The following is a 13,604-nucleotide window of genomic DNA, read 5'->3' as shown; positions in this document are numbered from 1 at the left end:
AACGACTACACCTGCGACCAATCCGCAGCACTGGTGCGCGGCATCTACTACTACCACTCGGTGACCAACGGATGGGGCGACATCGGCTACAACGCACTGGTCGACAAGTGCGGCACCATCTTCGAAGGCCGCACCGGCGGCCTGCACCTGCCTGCCATCGGCGCCCACACCGGCGGATTCAACCGGCACGTCTTCGGCATCTCGATGATCGGTGACTACGACGCGGTCTCGCCCAGCGCCGCGACGCTGGAATCCGTGTCGCAGATGATCGCGTGGAAACTCGCCAACAGCTACGCCGATCCTCTCGGCGGCGTCACACTCGTCAGCGCCGGTGGTGGCACCTCGAAGTACGCCGCGGGAACGCCGGTCACGATGCCCACCATCTTCGCCCACCGCGACGTCGGTCGAACCAGCTGCCCCGGCAACTTCGGCTACAACTCCCTCGGATCGGTCCGCGACCGCGCCGCGCAACTGGCCGGGGACTGGCGCAGCGGGCCGATCCACCAGAAATGGCAAGCACTCGGTGGCGAGAACGCGGCAGGCCCGGTCTACGCGGTGGAAACCAACTGGCCCGAAGGGGGCCGAGCCACGGTGTTCGGTAGCGGCTTCTCCACCATCGCCCGGCGCAGCGACCTCGCAGCGCACTGGGTCAAGGGCGACATCCACGCCACCTACCAACGGCTCGGCGGCCCGAACGCGGGCGTCTACCCCACCACCGACGAACTGGCCACACCTGACGCGATCGGCCGTTTCAACCACTTCACCCATGACGCCTCGATCTACTGGACACCGGACACCGGCGCGCACGCCGTCCACGGAGCCATCCGCAACGCCTGGGCCGCCAACGGCTGGGAAGCAGGCCCCGCCGGCTACCCCACCACCGACGAACTCACCACCCCCGACACCATCGGCCGCTACAACCACTTCACCAAGAACGCCTCCATCTACTGGACATCCACCACCGACGCCCACCTCGTCTACGGAGCCATCCGGGAGCACTGGGGCGCCCTCGGCTGGGAAACGTCCTGGCTGGGCTACCCCACCAGCAACGAATACCCGGTGCCCGCCGGACGCCGAAACGACTTCCAAGGCGGCTACATCGAATGGAACGCCACCACCGGAACCACCACCGCATACCGCCACCAGTGAAGTCGTGGGCCTGCCCGCAGGGCGTTGGCCGCGGGCAGGCTGTTCGCGCCCACGACCAACGCTGGGACACCCTGCTCACGGCAAAGTGTCGGTACTGACCACCGTGACACCCAAGTCGGGCTTCCAAAGTCGCGAGGGCGTCACGTCGAGCCGCCTGGAGTCTCTACGGGTTTGCCTAACCGCCTGAACGGGTGTGGGCTGAGAGGGTTGTGGCGAGAAAAGGGCTTTGTCGCGACGCAAGGCGAACACGACGTCACAGCGGCATCCTGCTCGCTTGCCGGAAGGCGGAGTCTAGGGCAGCCGCGGCTGCCGGATGGACCGATCCACGCCCCAAGTAGTGGTCCTGGGTCATCGACGGCCGGGAATGGCCCAGGACGTCGGCGATCTGGCGTGCGGTCAGCTTCGCATCATCGAGCAGAGTGGCAGCCGTCCTCCGGAACACGTGCGGCGTGACCCACCCGAGACCGATCGCCTCCCGGATCACTCGCCAGCCGAGCCGCACGTTGTTCGGGTTCTTCCACCCCAGCGTTCGGGACGGGAACACAGACTCCTCGAGACGGTCGGCCATGAACGCCTGGCCGCGCTCGACCTGAACAGTGCCCTCCGCTCCCCAAGCCGGATGCTCCTGCCTGTCCGCCTGGTCGAGCGTCCCACGCGGGTCCACACGGAGCCGCTCTGCCTGGGCTGCCGACCACACAGTGAGCCAGCGCACCGTCAGCATCGTGACGACGAACTCCGGGAGGGCAACCATGCGAACGGCGTTCTCCGTCTTGCCGCCGTGCCGGACCAACCCCTTGCCCTTGACGTTGACGATGTTGCCGTTGATCCAGACCGAGCGTGGCGGGATTGCCGTGCCGTCGACGACCACGGGCTTGTCGGTGAGGTTGACATCCTTCCACCGCACCGCCACGGCTTCGCCGATGCGGCAGCCGGTCCCGAGGAGGAACCGGACGAGGTCCGGGAGATCCGCCCCGCTGGAGCAGCGGCTGTCGAGGACGAACCCGTCCATGCCCGCGAACAGCCGACGCCTCTCCTCCGCGGTGAGCGCGCGGACCTTCCGCGGACGGCCCTCGATCGGGCTGACCTCCCGCATCGGATTGCTGTGCAACAGCCCATGACGAACTGCGACCTGGAGGGTGCCCCGGACGGTCGTGCGGACCGATCGCCGGTAGCCCGCCGAATACCCGTCCGCTTCCAGCTTCTCGAAAAACTCTTCGAGGACCGGAATGCTGATCTCCCGCAGACGCAGGTCGCCGATCCGGTCGAGCACGACGCTCTTCAAGGTCTGCTCATAGGTGTCGCGGGTCGTCGCCGCCCGGCGCTGCGCGACCTTGCCCAGCCATACCTCAGCCACGTCACGGAACCTGAAGTCGACGGTCAGCCGAGCCCGGGACTTCTGCAGCTGCTCGATCGCGGACTCCAACCGTTCGACGGCGCGCTTCTCCGTCTGGCCGGAGCGCTCGACGAGCCGCGTCTTGCCGTCGAAGGCCCGGAACCGCGTGCGAGCCCGCCAGGCGACGTCGTCCAACTGCGTCGTGTTGATCTTGCCGTGAGTGCCGATCTGGAGGGGCGGTCGCCCCATCTCCGACTCCCTTGCCGAGGACCAAAGCGATGAGTAGACGATGGATACCCCCACCGTCCCGCTAGCCCCGAAAACGCCCCTCCAGGTCACTGACCTGCGATGATGAGTGCCCCCGGTCGGGTTCGAACCGACACTTGGACGATTTTAAGTCGTCTGCCTCTGCCAGTTGGGCTACGGGGGCGGTCAGCAACTCGTCGCGGCGTGTGCCGCACACGTTACGACGCAGTGGCGCTTCGCTCGGTTCCCTCGAACCGCCGAAGGACACCTCGGCGTTCCGACGGGCGCTCGGTCACCAGCTCGCCCACCCGCTCTTCGCGGTCGACAGCTCGGTGAAGCGGCTCCGCACCCAGTCGTGCACGGCGGTCGAGACGTCCGCGCAGTCGGCCCGGTGCTCGAACCAGCGCCAGTCGCAGTTGACGTTGACCTCGAGGAACACCCATTCGCCGCCGACGCCGAGTAAGTCGAAGCCGGCCACGTCCAGCCGCCACTGCCGGCACAGCGCCAACAGCCGCTGGGCCAGGTCCTCGGGCACCTCCACGCGTTCCACCACGACGGAATCAGGATCGACCCACAACTGCGCCGGGTCCAGCTTCTGCACCCGGAAGCCGATCGCCCGATCGCCGATGACGAACACGCGCAGCTCGTGATCCGCGTCGAGGTACTGCTGGACCAGCACCGGCGCCGGCTCGCGGGCCTCGCCGGTGAGCCGGATGTCCAGGGGGCGCGGGAAGAGGCCGCGCAGCGCGCCCGGCTCGGGTTCGAGCAGGTGGTGCCCGGCCGTCTTGACGATGCACCGGCCGCCGCCCGGACGGCTCCGCCCGGGCATGGTGGTCACCGCGGTCCGGGGCACCCGCAGGCCGACCGCCGACGCGCCCTGCAGCTGCGTCAGCCGGTCGAGGTGTTCGGTGGAGCGCACCGAGTTCACCTGATCCCAGTCACCCCGGCAGGCGAGCCAGTTCGCGACCGCGCTCCACTGCTCGCGGACGTAGGCGCCGTGCACCGTGGTCGGGTCGACCGGGATCGCGCTGATGTCGAAGTGCCGCCGCCAGACCAGGACCGGCCGCAGCAGCCAGCGCTGGAACTCGATCAGCGGCGTGTCCGTGTAGATGGTGAGGGCGAGGTCCAGGCTGCGGTCGGCATCGATGCGCACCATGCGGATGTCGTGCTCGGCCAGCGCCAGCGACAGCTCGTTCATCTCCATGTCGGCGGCGCGCGCCAGGACCAGCACGCACGGCACCGGATCGCCGGGCTCATCGGCGACGAGGTCCGCGCCGAACATCCGCTCCTGGAAGTCCAGCGGCGTGTCCGGCGAGCGGAAGAAGTAGTCCTGCCCCTGCAGCAGCATCGGGGTCGGACGGAGGAACGGCTGGGCGGCCGCCCCGGGCGGGTTTCCGAGGTCGGCGGGCCGTCCCTCGGCCTCGTCCATGCTCAGTCGTCCTTCTTCCGGAAGACCCGAGATGCTTCCTGGTAGTCCTCCGCGAAGTCCGCGAGCGGACCTTCCTCAACTGCGCCGCTCCGCAGTAGGGCGGCAAGTTCTTTCAGCGTCAAGGGATTCACCCCTTCCCCCGTGTGACGCATCCTTTCAGGTGACGAACTCGCTATAGTCTTCGATTTCCCGCTACGGATTGTCAAGGTCAGCCGCCCTCCAGATAGCCCGCACGGAGCACGGCGTCGGGGATAAGAAGGCCGCGTGCCCATTCCGGCACGCGGCCCCGTAGCTGCGAGTGCCCGGCCCTTCGGCGCCGGTCAGCTCTCGGCGGCCCGCTCGAACGCGGCCCGCGGGTTCTGGATCTGACCCATCGACACGACTTCGCGCTTGAACAGGAACGCCAGCGTCCAGTCGATGATGATGCGCAGCTTGCGGTTGAACGTGGGCATCCGGCTCACGTGGTACGAGCGGTGCATGAACCACGCGATGAAGCCCTTGGCCTTGAAGCCGTAGACGTCGGCGACGCCCTTGTACAGCCCCATGCCGGCGACCGAGCCGGCGTAGGCGTGGCGGTACTCCTTGGTCGACTTGCCGCGCAGCGAGGCCAACATGTTCTTGGCCAGCTGGTTGGCCTGCCGCACCGCGTGCTGCGCGGAAGGAGCGCAGGTGGCGCCGGGGTTCTCCTCGGTCTTGGACAGGTCCGGGACCGCGGCGCAGTCACCGGCCGCCCACACGCCGGGCAGACCCTCGACCTGCAGGTGCGCGGTGGCCTTGACCCGGCCGCGCTCGTCCAGCGGCAGGTCGCTGTTCTTCAGCACCGGGTTGGCCTTCACACCCGCGTTCCACACCAGGGTGTCGGTGTCGAACTCCGTGCCGTCGGAGAGCACCGCGTGCCCGCCCTCGACGGACTTCAGGAAGGTGTTCAGGTAGACCTTGATGCCGCGCTCTTCGAGGGCCTTGACGACGTAGACGCCCATCTTCTCGCTGACCTCGGGCATCACCCGGCCGGCGGCCTCGACGAGCGCCCAGGACATGTCGTCGGGCTTGATGTTGTCGTAGTAGCGCGTGGCGTAGCGGGCCATGTCCTCCAGCTCCGCCAGCGCCTCGACGCCTGCGAAGCCGCCGCCGACGAAGGTGAACGTCAGCAGCCGGTTGCGCAGCTCGGGGTCGTCGGTGTTGGCCGCGGCGTCCATCTTGCCCAGCACGTGGTTGCGCAGGTAGGTGGCTTCGCCAACGGTCTTCAGCGAGATGCCCTCCTCGGCGAGGCCGGGGATCGGCAGCAGCCGCGAAACCGAACCGAGCGCCACGACCAGCACGTCGTAGGCGATGTCCTCGGAACCGGTCTGCGGGTTCTCGACCGTCACGACCTTCTCGTCGTGCTTGATCTCGGTGACAGCGGCGGTGACCACATGGCACCGCTTCAACACTCGTCGCAGTGGCGCTACCACGTGGCGGGGTTCGACCGAACCCGCGGCCGCTTCCGGGAGGAAGGGCTGGTAGGTCATGTGCGGCTGAGGATCGACGACCGTCACGGAGGCCTCGCGGCGACCCAGCTTCTTCTGCAGCTGAAGTGCCGTGTACATGCCGACGTAACCGCCGCCGAGGATGAGAATCCGCGTGGGATCGGATTTACCAGCCATGCCTTCATGGTCGCACCACTGACCGTATTCGCGCTGCGCCGACCCCCCTTAATGTGACGCCAGTCGCGGGTGGCATCGATCACGGTCAACGCGTTGTGCACGAACAAACGCGCTGCGTACGCGCACCGCAGGGGCGGCGGCGGGTGACGTCAGAGTGACGTCACCGAGGTGTCATGGAGGCTGGTTCAGGCCACCCTACCGAATCTTGAGCGCCGATGCCCACGCTCGCGAAAATTCTTCCGGGAAGATCGCCCCCACCGGGCCGGAACGTGCGAGCTCCGACCAGGCCCGAGCTCACACGTGCGCCACGACCACCCGCTCAGCCTTCGGACGCGCAGGCGCTTCGACGAGCTTGCTCAGATCGTCAGGGCCGCTCGTCAGCAGCACCACCGGCCGCGCGAGCTCCAGCGCCGTGGCGGCCACCACCGCGTCGATCGCACAGCGATGCCCCGACAATCCAGTCGCACCAAGGAGTTCTCCGGCGGCGCGGGCGAGTTCGGGCGTCACAGGAACGACCGAGACCCGGGACAGCACGCGGTGCACCAGGGCATCTCGCGCGCATCCGCGAAGCACCTCGGTCAGCGTGATCGCACTGACCACGACCCTGGAGCGCCGAAGCCGCGCAGTCTCGAGGTACGCGCGGGCACGCCCATCCCCGGTGGCGAGCTTCGACAGGCCCCCGCTGTCGAGAACGAGCGCCCCGCCTGCGGCTACTCGACGTCCGGCCATGCCGCCCCCGCCTCCGCCAAGTACTCCTCCGGTACAGGCCCGTGCTCCGCCTCGAGCAGCTCGGCGAGTTCGGCCACGAGATCGAGCTCGAGCTGCTTGGCCACCGCGTCGGTGACGTACTGGCTGAACGCTCCCCGCCCCACCCGGTGCTGGACGGCCGAGGTCAGGTCTTCGGGCATGGACACGCTGACCTTGCGAGCCCGCCCGAGCGACCGCACGTTGCGCGCGGAGTCGAGATCCGGAGCGCCTTCGGGCGCAGCCGCTCTCGAGTCGAGTTCGCGGTACTGGCTCAACAGCCAGGCCAACCGCTCGGCGAAGTCGGCATCTCTACCCGGAAGCCCACCTGCAGGCTCATGCGGCACGGCACTCATGCGACAATGCTACCGACAGTGGTAAACACCCGTCTACCTGCATCGATGACTGAAATGAGGTCCACTCGTTCGAGTCACGCGGAACGTCTCCAGAGGCCGGTCAGCGGGTGTTCTGGGTCGTCAGGTCGAGTTGCATCAGGGTCGTGTCGATCCACTTCCCCTTCTTGTGGCCGACCTCGTTCAGCTTCCCGACGGCCTCGAACCCCGCTTTGCGGTGCAGTACCTCCGATGCCGGGTTGCCGGTATCCGCGATCACGGCGATGACCTGGTGCGCGCCCGCCGCTGCCGCGCGCCGCAGGAGTTCGCCGAGCAGGTGGCGGCCGATGCCGCGCCCGACGTGGCCCGGGTGCAGGTAGATCGTGTTCTCGACGGTGTGGCGGTAGGCGGGCTTGGGTCGCCACGGGGACACGTAGGCGTAGCCGACCAGATCGCCTTCCAGCGTCGCCACCAGGAACGGCCAGCCGTCTCGCGCTACCGCGCCGATCTTGACCCGCCAGTCCTGCGCCGTCGGCGGCACTTCCTCGAACGTCGTCACGGTTGTCTCGACGTACCCCCGGAACAGCTCGCCGATCGCTTCCGCGTCACCGGCTTCGGCGTCCCGGACCACCAATTTCGCGGCCATCCCGACATGCTGCCAGGAACCGGCCGACCGGCCTCGACGCGTAACGAGGTGTTCACAGAACCGTTCCGCCGGGGCACGGTCAGACGGACTGGGGCGCGTTCCGGCGCGCAGACACCGCGTCGAACAGGAGCCAGCCGTCGATCTGCTTGGTCGACGGATCGTTCGGGTCCCAGCCGCCGGCCAAAGCCTCGTCGAGCAGGGCTCGAACGGTGCCCGGCTCGTGCAGGTTGAGCCAACTCCCCCCGGCGCCAACGCCTCCGGAGTGCAGCAGGCCATCGGGGACCAGCCGCCCGGCGCCTCCCTGGAAGACGATCCGGACTCGCCCACGCGCTCCGGCACGGCCGATCGCGAGGACCTCGCGGCAGACCTGGCCCCGGTCCTGCTCGACGTGGTGCTGGTGACGCACCGACCACAAGAAGGTCGCGTCGTCGATCACGAGGCGTCGAGCCTTCTTCCTGCTGCGGACCATCGGCAGATGGTAGCGACGCGGCGGAGCGGAGATCGCCGGTCGCGGCGAACCCACTTCGCGATCACGCCACTCACCGCCGACGCACCCCGGCGAGTTCCTTCGCGTGCTCCAGCACGCCGCGCAGCATCGCCGGGGTCAGCTTTCCCGTGAAGGTGTTCTGCTGGCTGACGTGGTAGCAGCCGAGGAGGTGGAGGGCTGCTCCGCCGTCCGTGGCCGGGAGTTCCGCGTGGGCGTCGTGGCCGAACTTCGGGCGGGGCTTCGGGACCTGCCAGGCCGCGTCCGCCAGCACCGGCAGCAGGGCCTGCCAGCCGAACGCCCCCAGCACCACGACCGCTCGCAGCGTCGGGCGCAGCAGGTCGAGCTCGCGGACCAGCCACGGGCGGCAGGTGTCGCGCTCCGCCGGCGTCGGCTTGTTGGCGGGCGGGGCGCAGTGCACCGGCGCCGTGATCCTGGTGCTGTGCAACGTCAAACCGTCGTCGATGTGCCACGCCTCGGGCTGGGACGCCAGGCCGACGTCGTAGAGCGCCTGGAAGAGGACGTCGCCGGAGCGGTCGCCGGTGAAGATCCGGCCCGTCCGGTTGCCGCCGTGCGCCGCCGGCGCCAGCCCGACGATCGCGATCGCCGCGTCCGGCGGGCCGAAGCCGGGCACCGGCCGGCCCCAGTACTCCTGGTCGCGGAACGCCGCGCGCTTGACCCGCGCGACCTCCTCCCGCCACTCGACCAGCCGCGGGCAGGCCGTGCAGCGGGTGACCAGCTCGTCCAGGCCGGCCAGGTCGGCGGCCCCCGGGGCCGCGGCGGAGGGGTCGTCGATCGGGTCGTCGATCAGCCGGGAGGTCGTTTCTGGCACCTCCCAAAAGTGGCAGAAAACCCGTTCGACGGCACGTAATGTGGGCGGCATGGCAGCCAGCGAGGACAAGGCCGACGAGGCGAAGCAGGAATCCACCACCCCGGCCGAGCCGGTCGACGATCTGGTCAGCACCCACCACACGATCACCGCCGACGGCGCGGAACTGGCCTACACCGCGACGACGGGCCGCATCGTGCTGCGCGAGGAGGTCCACGCCGACGGCAAGTTCGAGGGTTTCAAGCCGAAGGCCGAGGTCTTCCTGACCTCGTACGTGGCCGACGGCGAACCCGGCAGCCGCCCGGTGACGTTCGCGTTCAACGGTGGCCCTGGCTCCTCCAGCGTGTGGCTGCACGTCGGACTGCTCGGCCCGCGGCGGGTCGTCTCCGGTGACGCCGGCGACCTCGCGCCGCCGCCGTACGGGCTGGCCGACAACCCGGAAACCCTTCTGCGGCACAGCGATCTGGTGTTCATCGACCCGGTGTCCACCGGGTACTCGAGGGCGGTCGAGGGCGGCACTCCCGGCGATTTCCACGGATACCAGAAGGACATCGAGTCCATCGCCGAGGTGATCCGGCTGTGGACCACCCGCAACGGCCGCTGGATGTCGCCGAAGTACCTCGCCGGCGAGTCCTACGGCACGCTGCGCGCGGCCGCGCTCGCCGAGCACCTCCAGTCGCGGCACGGCCTCTACCCGAACGGCCTGCTGCTGATCTCGTCCGTGCTGGACATGGGAACGATCCGGTTCACCGAGGGCAACGACCTGCCGTACTCGCTGTTCCTGCCGACGTACGCGGCGATCGCGCACTACCACGGCAAGCACGGCGACCGCCCGTTGCGCGAGGTGCTGGACGAGGCGGAGAAGTTCGCCGCCGAGGACTACCCGTGGGCGCTGGCGCGCGGCGCGCGGCTGAGCGCGTCCGAGCGCGAGGACATCGTGCGGCGGGTCGCCTCGCTGTCCGGGCTGTCCGAGGACTACGTGGACCGCGCGAACCTGCGCATCGAGCACATCCGGTTCTTCACGGAGCTGCTGCGCGACCGGCGGGAGACGGTGGGCCGGATGGACGGCCGGTTCACCGGCTGGGAGCGGGATGCCGCCGGGGAGCACTTCACCGACGACCCGAGCATCTCCGGCATCCGCGGCGCCTACTCGGCGGCGATCAACCACTACCTGCGCGAAGAGCTCGACTACGCCAGCGATCTGCCGTACGAGACGCTGTCCAGCCGGGTGCATCCCTGGTCGTACAAGGAGTTCGAGGGCGCGAGCGTGTCCGTTGTGGACAAGCTCGGCGCGGCGTTCCAGGCCAACCCGCACCTGCGGGTCCACGTCGGCTGCGGCTACACCGACGGCGCGACCCCGTACTTCGCCGCCGAGCACGTGCTGGCGCAGGTGCCGATCCCGGAGCGGCTGCGGGAGAACATCGACGTCCGCTACTACCCGGCGGGCCACATGATGTACGTCCACGAGGAGTCCCGAATCCAGCAGTCGGCGGACCTCGCGGAGTTCGTGAGCACCCGCCCGTAGCCCGGTGCGAATCGCGGCCCCCGCTCGGATCGGAGCGGGGGCCGCGATTCGCTCGGCCGACGCCGCGAGCATGATCAGCCCCATCAGCGAGATGGCCACCCTGGCGTGCTCGGGCGATATCCCTTCCCGCAGCCAGACCGGCCCGGGCAGCTGCTTGCCGTACTTCGCCGCGCTGTTCGGGCCGCTGGTCCACCACTGGCTGATCGCCGCCGCCCGCCGGGCGATCTCCCCCTGAACCGGGACACGCCGCAGCGGACCGAACCCGCCAGAAGGCCCAGCTCCGAACAGGAACGGGGCCTTGAGAGGTCAGTGGTGGCCGACCACCTGGGCCTGGGTGTTGTCCTCCCAGTCCCCGACCTGGTTCTGGTTCGCGTTGTTGGTCTGCGTCGAGCCGGTGACGGCGCTCTGCTCCTTGCCGCCGATCTGGATCACGTTCGCGGGCGAGACGTTCGTGTTCGTCGGCTTGCTCACCTGGATCTCGTCCTGGTTCTGCACCTGCGTCGGCGAGCCGCCGTCCTTGACCAGCTGGGCCTGGGCGTTGCCGTCCCAGTCGCCTTCCTGGTTCTGGTCGGCGTTGTTGGTCTGGTTCGAGCCGGTGACGGCGACCTGTTTGTGGCCGCCGATCTGGATCACGTTCGCGGGCGAGACGTTCGTGTTCGTCGGCTTGCTCACCTGGACTTCGTCCTGGTTCTGCTGCTGCGTGGGAGATCCGTCGTGGTGGCCGTCGGCCATCGCCACGGCCGTCGCTCCGAGCAGCAGCGGGAAGCTCACCGCGGCAACAGCCAGCACGCGCTTCGCAGTACGCATCAAGGCACTTCCTTCCATGAGAACCGGGACGTGCGGCGACGAGTTTCGCGCCGATCGATTCGGACGAGGCGAACCGGATCCAGCCCAATGCTCCCCCGGAGGCCTCGCACTGAATACCGTATCGGCCGCTCCACAAAGGACGACAACTCGAAATCCAAGCACTCACCTCATTCGGTGATACCACTTTCAGGAAAACGGGGACACGAATCGGTGAGCGCAACTGTGATGGTCATTTTCCCAGCTCAACGAGATACCAGCAGCAGACCGAAGGCGCACTGCACCCTTTTTCGCGACACGCGGGGAGCAAGGTTTGATCCACCCACAGAGATCATTTCCGATGCGCCATTCGATCACGCCGGAATAGCACGATGACGAATCCGAAAGCAATTTCACGTCGAGACTTCGCCGAGCGAATTCGCCAATGATCACAATCGCACGACCAGGCAATCGCGGCAGTCTTCCCGATTCGTCCCACTCGCCCCGCCGCCCGCCGCGGTCTCCGCGGCGACCGGAGCAGTGATCCTTCGATGTGTAGTATGTGTGCTACATACTGGGCTACCACTGCTACGAGAGGCACTGGGGTTATGACAGTCGCGAATGAATCGGAGGCGCCACCGCCGCCGGTGCGGTTACCGGACGAGGACACCGTGCTCGACGTCCGCGACCTGCGGATGCGCTACGGCACGACCGATGTCCTCAAGGGCGTCGACCTCACCGCGCGCCGCGGCGAGGTGGTCGCGCTGCTGGGGCCGAACGGGGCGGGCAAGACCACGACGATCGAGATCCTGGAGGGCTTCCGGATGCGCTCCGGCGGCGACGTCCAGGTGCTCGGCGCCGACCCGGCGCACGGCGACGAGCGCTGGCGGGCGCGGCTCGGCGTCGTGCTGCAGTCCTGGCGCGACCACAGCAAGTGGCGAGTCCGGGAACTGCTGGCGCACCTCGGGACCTACTACGCGCCGTACTCCACGGACCGGATCACCCGCCCCTGGGACGTCGGCGAACTCGTCGCGGCGGTCGGCCTGTCCGAGCACGAGAACAAGCGGGTCGGCCAGCTCTCCGGTGGCCAGCGCCGCCGGCTCGACGTGGCGATCGGCATCGTCGGGCGCCCGGAGCTGCTGTTCCTGGACGAGCCCACGGTCGGCTTCGACCCGCAGGCCCGCCGCGAGTTCCACGACCTCGTGCACCGGCTCGCCGACGACGACAACACCGGCATCCTGCTCACCACGCACGACCTGGACGAGGCCGAGAAGCTGGCCGACCGCATCCTGATCCTGGCCGGCGGCCGGATCGTCGCCGACGGCTCCGCCGACGAGCTGTCCCGGCAGGTGGCCGCCGAGTCCGAGGTGAAGTGGACCCGGAACGGTCAGCGCTTCGTGCACCCGACCGCCGACGCCACCCGGTTCGTCCGGGGCCTGTTCGCGCAGCACGGCGACGAGATCACCGAACTGGAGGTGCGCCGGGCGACCCTGGAGGACACCTACATGGCGATGGTGCGCGCCCACGAATCCGGGCGGGGCGAGAACGTCGCGCTGGCCTTTTCCACGGAGAACAACGGCTCCACGGAGAACAACGGCGGCACCGAGGAGGCGAACCGGTGAAGGCGACCGCAGCACGAGCCGGCCTGCAGCGCGGCTGGATCGAATTCCGCCAGACCCTGACCACCGCCCTGGACCTGTGGGGCTACCTGTTCCCCACCGTGATCCTGCTGGTCGTGATGTCGTTCCAGAGCGGGTCCACCGTGGCCGGTTTCTCGCTGGGCGCGATGACGCTGCCCGGGGCGCTCGGCATGGGCATCGGGTTCGCCGGGCTGATCAACATCGCCCAGCTGCTGACCGTCGAGCGCGAGGACGGCACCCTGCTGCGCGCCAAGGCGACCCCCGACGGGATGCTCGGCTACCTGATCGGCAAGATCACGCTGGTCGGCTGCATGTCGCTGGTCAGCCTGCTGGTCCTGCTGGTGCCCGGCCTGGTGATGTTCGACGGCCTCGCCACCGGCGTCGACACCTGGCTGACCCTCGCGTGGGTGCTGGTGCTGGGGCTGGTCGCGACGATGCCGATCGGGGCGATCATCGGCTCGCTGTTCTCCAGCCCGCGGAGCCTGGGCATGGTCATGGTGCCGATGATGGGGCTGATCGCGATCTCCGGGATCTTCTACCCCATCACCGAGTACCCGCAGTGGCTGCAGTGGATCGCGCAGGCGTTCCCGATGTACTGGCTGGGGCTGGGCATGCGCTCGGCGCTGCTGCCGGACGCGATGGCGGCGGCCGAGATCGGCGAATCCTGGCGGCACCTGGAGACTGTCGGGGTGCTCGGCCTGTGGGCCGTGATCGGGCTGGTGGTGGCTCCTGTCGTGCTGCGCCGGATGGCGCGGCGCGAGTCGGGGTCGAGCGTGGCCGCGCGCCGCGAGAAGGCCATACAGCGAATTCGCTGACGTGGC

The 13,604-nt window shown here is 68.7% G+C and carries 14 protein-coding genes and 1 tRNA gene; 5 read left to right on the top strand and 10 right to left on the bottom strand.

Annotated features, from left to right (window positions below; genetic code table 11):
• Positions 1-1,149: N-acetylmuramoyl-L-alanine amidase (locus AB0H93_RS40695; protein WP_358581421.1), on the top strand; the 1,149-nt coding region annotated here is incomplete at its 5' end.
• A 253-nt stretch (positions 1,150-1,402) separates the two neighbouring features.
• Here AB0H93_RS40695 and AB0H93_RS40690 read toward each other — a convergent pair.
• The 9 genes from AB0H93_RS40690 to AB0H93_RS40650 form a co-directional block, all read right to left on the bottom strand.
• The gene (locus AB0H93_RS40690) at positions 1,403-2,821 is read right to left on the bottom strand and encodes a tyrosine-type recombinase/integrase (protein ID WP_358581418.1); all 1,419 of its coding nucleotides are present in this window, start codon (positions 2,819-2,821) and stop codon (positions 1,403-1,405) included.
• Positions 2,822-2,838: 17 nt separating this feature from the next.
• A tRNA-Leu gene (locus tag AB0H93_RS40685) sits at positions 2,839-2,912 on the bottom strand.
• Between the two features lie 108 nt (positions 2,913-3,020).
• The gene (locus AB0H93_RS40680; protein WP_358581416.1) at positions 3,021-4,157 is read right to left on the bottom strand and encodes a hypothetical protein; all 1,137 of its coding nucleotides are present in this window, start codon (positions 4,155-4,157) and stop codon (positions 3,021-3,023) included.
• Between the two features lie 320 nt (positions 4,158-4,477).
• Positions 4,478-5,800 carry an NAD(P)/FAD-dependent oxidoreductase gene (locus AB0H93_RS40675; RefSeq protein ID WP_358581414.1) on the bottom strand — a complete coding sequence of 441 codons (1,323 nt, stop codon included), beginning with the start codon at positions 5,798-5,800 and terminating at the stop codon, positions 4,478-4,480.
• Between the two features lie 294 nt (positions 5,801-6,094).
• A complete protein-coding gene (locus AB0H93_RS40670) occupies positions 6,095-6,529 on the bottom strand; it encodes a PIN domain-containing protein (RefSeq protein ID WP_358581412.1) in 435 nt (144 codons plus the stop codon).
• The gene (locus tag AB0H93_RS40665) at positions 6,511-6,900 is read right to left on the bottom strand and encodes a hypothetical protein (RefSeq protein WP_358581410.1); all 390 of its coding nucleotides are present in this window, start codon (positions 6,898-6,900) and stop codon (positions 6,511-6,513) included. Before AB0H93_RS40665 ends, AB0H93_RS40670 begins: the two co-directional genes overlap by 19 nt.
• A 100-nt stretch (positions 6,901-7,000) precedes the next feature.
• Positions 7,001-7,522 (bottom strand): N-acetyltransferase family protein, encoded by a 522-nt coding sequence (locus AB0H93_RS40660; protein WP_358581408.1) that lies wholly within the window; start codon positions 7,520-7,522, stop codon positions 7,001-7,003.
• Positions 7,523-7,601: 79 nt separating this feature from the next.
• Positions 7,602-7,991 (bottom strand): hypothetical protein, encoded by a 390-nt coding sequence (locus AB0H93_RS40655; protein ID WP_358581405.1) that lies wholly within the window; start codon positions 7,989-7,991, stop codon positions 7,602-7,604.
• 70 nt (positions 7,992-8,061) lie between these two features.
• On the bottom strand, positions 8,062-8,802 hold the full coding sequence (locus tag AB0H93_RS40650; RefSeq protein ID WP_358581430.1) for a uracil-DNA glycosylase: 741 nt from the start codon (positions 8,800-8,802) through the stop codon (positions 8,062-8,064).
• An 85-nt stretch (positions 8,803-8,887) separates the two neighbouring features.
• Here AB0H93_RS40650 and AB0H93_RS40645 point away from each other — a divergent pair, with 85 nt between their 5' ends.
• Together AB0H93_RS40645 and AB0H93_RS40640 are read left to right on the top strand one after the other, a co-directional pair.
• A complete protein-coding gene (locus tag AB0H93_RS40645) occupies positions 8,888-10,360 on the top strand; it encodes a peptidase S10 (RefSeq protein ID WP_358581403.1) in 1,473 nt (490 codons plus the stop codon).
• A 70-nt stretch (positions 10,361-10,430) separates the two neighbouring features.
• The gene (locus AB0H93_RS40640) at positions 10,431-10,595 is read left to right on the top strand and encodes a hypothetical protein (protein ID WP_358581400.1); all 165 of its coding nucleotides are present in this window, start codon (positions 10,431-10,433) and stop codon (positions 10,593-10,595) included.
• 71 nt (positions 10,596-10,666) lie between these two features.
• Here the strand turns inward: AB0H93_RS40640 and AB0H93_RS40635 are convergent, their stop codons facing one another.
• Positions 10,667-11,167 carry a hypothetical protein gene (locus AB0H93_RS40635; RefSeq protein ID WP_358581397.1) on the bottom strand — a complete coding sequence of 167 codons (501 nt, stop codon included), beginning with the start codon at positions 11,165-11,167 and terminating at the stop codon, positions 10,667-10,669.
• A 584-nt stretch (positions 11,168-11,751) separates the two neighbouring features.
• Here AB0H93_RS40635 and AB0H93_RS40630 point away from each other — a divergent pair.
• Positions 11,752-12,765, top strand: a complete 1,014-nt coding sequence (locus tag AB0H93_RS40630; protein ID WP_358581395.1) for an ABC transporter ATP-binding protein — start codon at positions 11,752-11,754, stop codon at positions 12,763-12,765.
• A complete protein-coding gene (locus AB0H93_RS40625; RefSeq protein WP_358581392.1) occupies positions 12,762-13,598 on the top strand; it encodes an ABC transporter permease in 837 nt (278 codons plus the stop codon). The genes AB0H93_RS40630 and AB0H93_RS40625 overlap by 4 nt, the downstream gene beginning before the upstream one ends.
• Positions 13,599-13,604 lie beyond the last annotated feature (6 nt).

It is taken from the genome of Saccharopolyspora sp. NPDC050642 (genome assembly GCF_040654735.1).
Taxonomy (GTDB): Bacteria; Actinomycetota; Actinomycetes; order Mycobacteriales; family Pseudonocardiaceae; genus Saccharopolyspora; species Saccharopolyspora elongata.
The sequence above is the reverse complement of the archived record's forward strand: the minus strand, read 5'-3'. Positions and strand labels throughout refer to the sequence as shown.

Coding starts and splice junctions, on each gene's coding strand:
- AB0H93_RS40680 (WP_358581416.1), bottom strand. CDS start 4,157: ATGGACGAGGCCGAGGGACGGCCCGCCGACCTCGGAAACCCGCCCGGG.
- AB0H93_RS40630 (WP_358581395.1), top strand. CDS start 11,752: ATGACAGTCGCGAATGAATCGGAGGCGCCACCGCCGCCGGTGCGGTTA.
- AB0H93_RS40660 (WP_358581408.1), bottom strand. CDS start 7,522: ATGGCCGCGAAATTGGTGGTCCGGGACGCCGAAGCCGGTGACGCGGAA.
- AB0H93_RS40640 (WP_358581400.1), top strand. CDS start 10,431: ATGATCAGCCCCATCAGCGAGATGGCCACCCTGGCGTGCTCGGGCGAT.
- AB0H93_RS40645 (WP_358581403.1), top strand. CDS start 8,888: ATGGCAGCCAGCGAGGACAAGGCCGACGAGGCGAAGCAGGAATCCACC.
- AB0H93_RS40655 (WP_358581405.1), bottom strand. CDS start 7,991: ATGGTCCGCAGCAGGAAGAAGGCTCGACGCCTCGTGATCGACGACGCG.
- AB0H93_RS40665 (WP_358581410.1), bottom strand. CDS start 6,900: ATGAGTGCCGTGCCGCATGAGCCTGCAGGTGGGCTTCCGGGTAGAGAT.
- AB0H93_RS40675 (WP_358581414.1), bottom strand. CDS start 5,800: ATGGCTGGTAAATCCGATCCCACGCGGATTCTCATCCTCGGCGGCGGT.
- AB0H93_RS40635 (WP_358581397.1), bottom strand. CDS start 11,167: ATGCGTACTGCGAAGCGCGTGCTGGCTGTTGCCGCGGTGAGCTTCCCG.
- AB0H93_RS40670 (WP_358581412.1), bottom strand. CDS start 6,529: ATGGCCGGACGTCGAGTAGCCGCAGGCGGGGCGCTCGTTCTCGACAGC.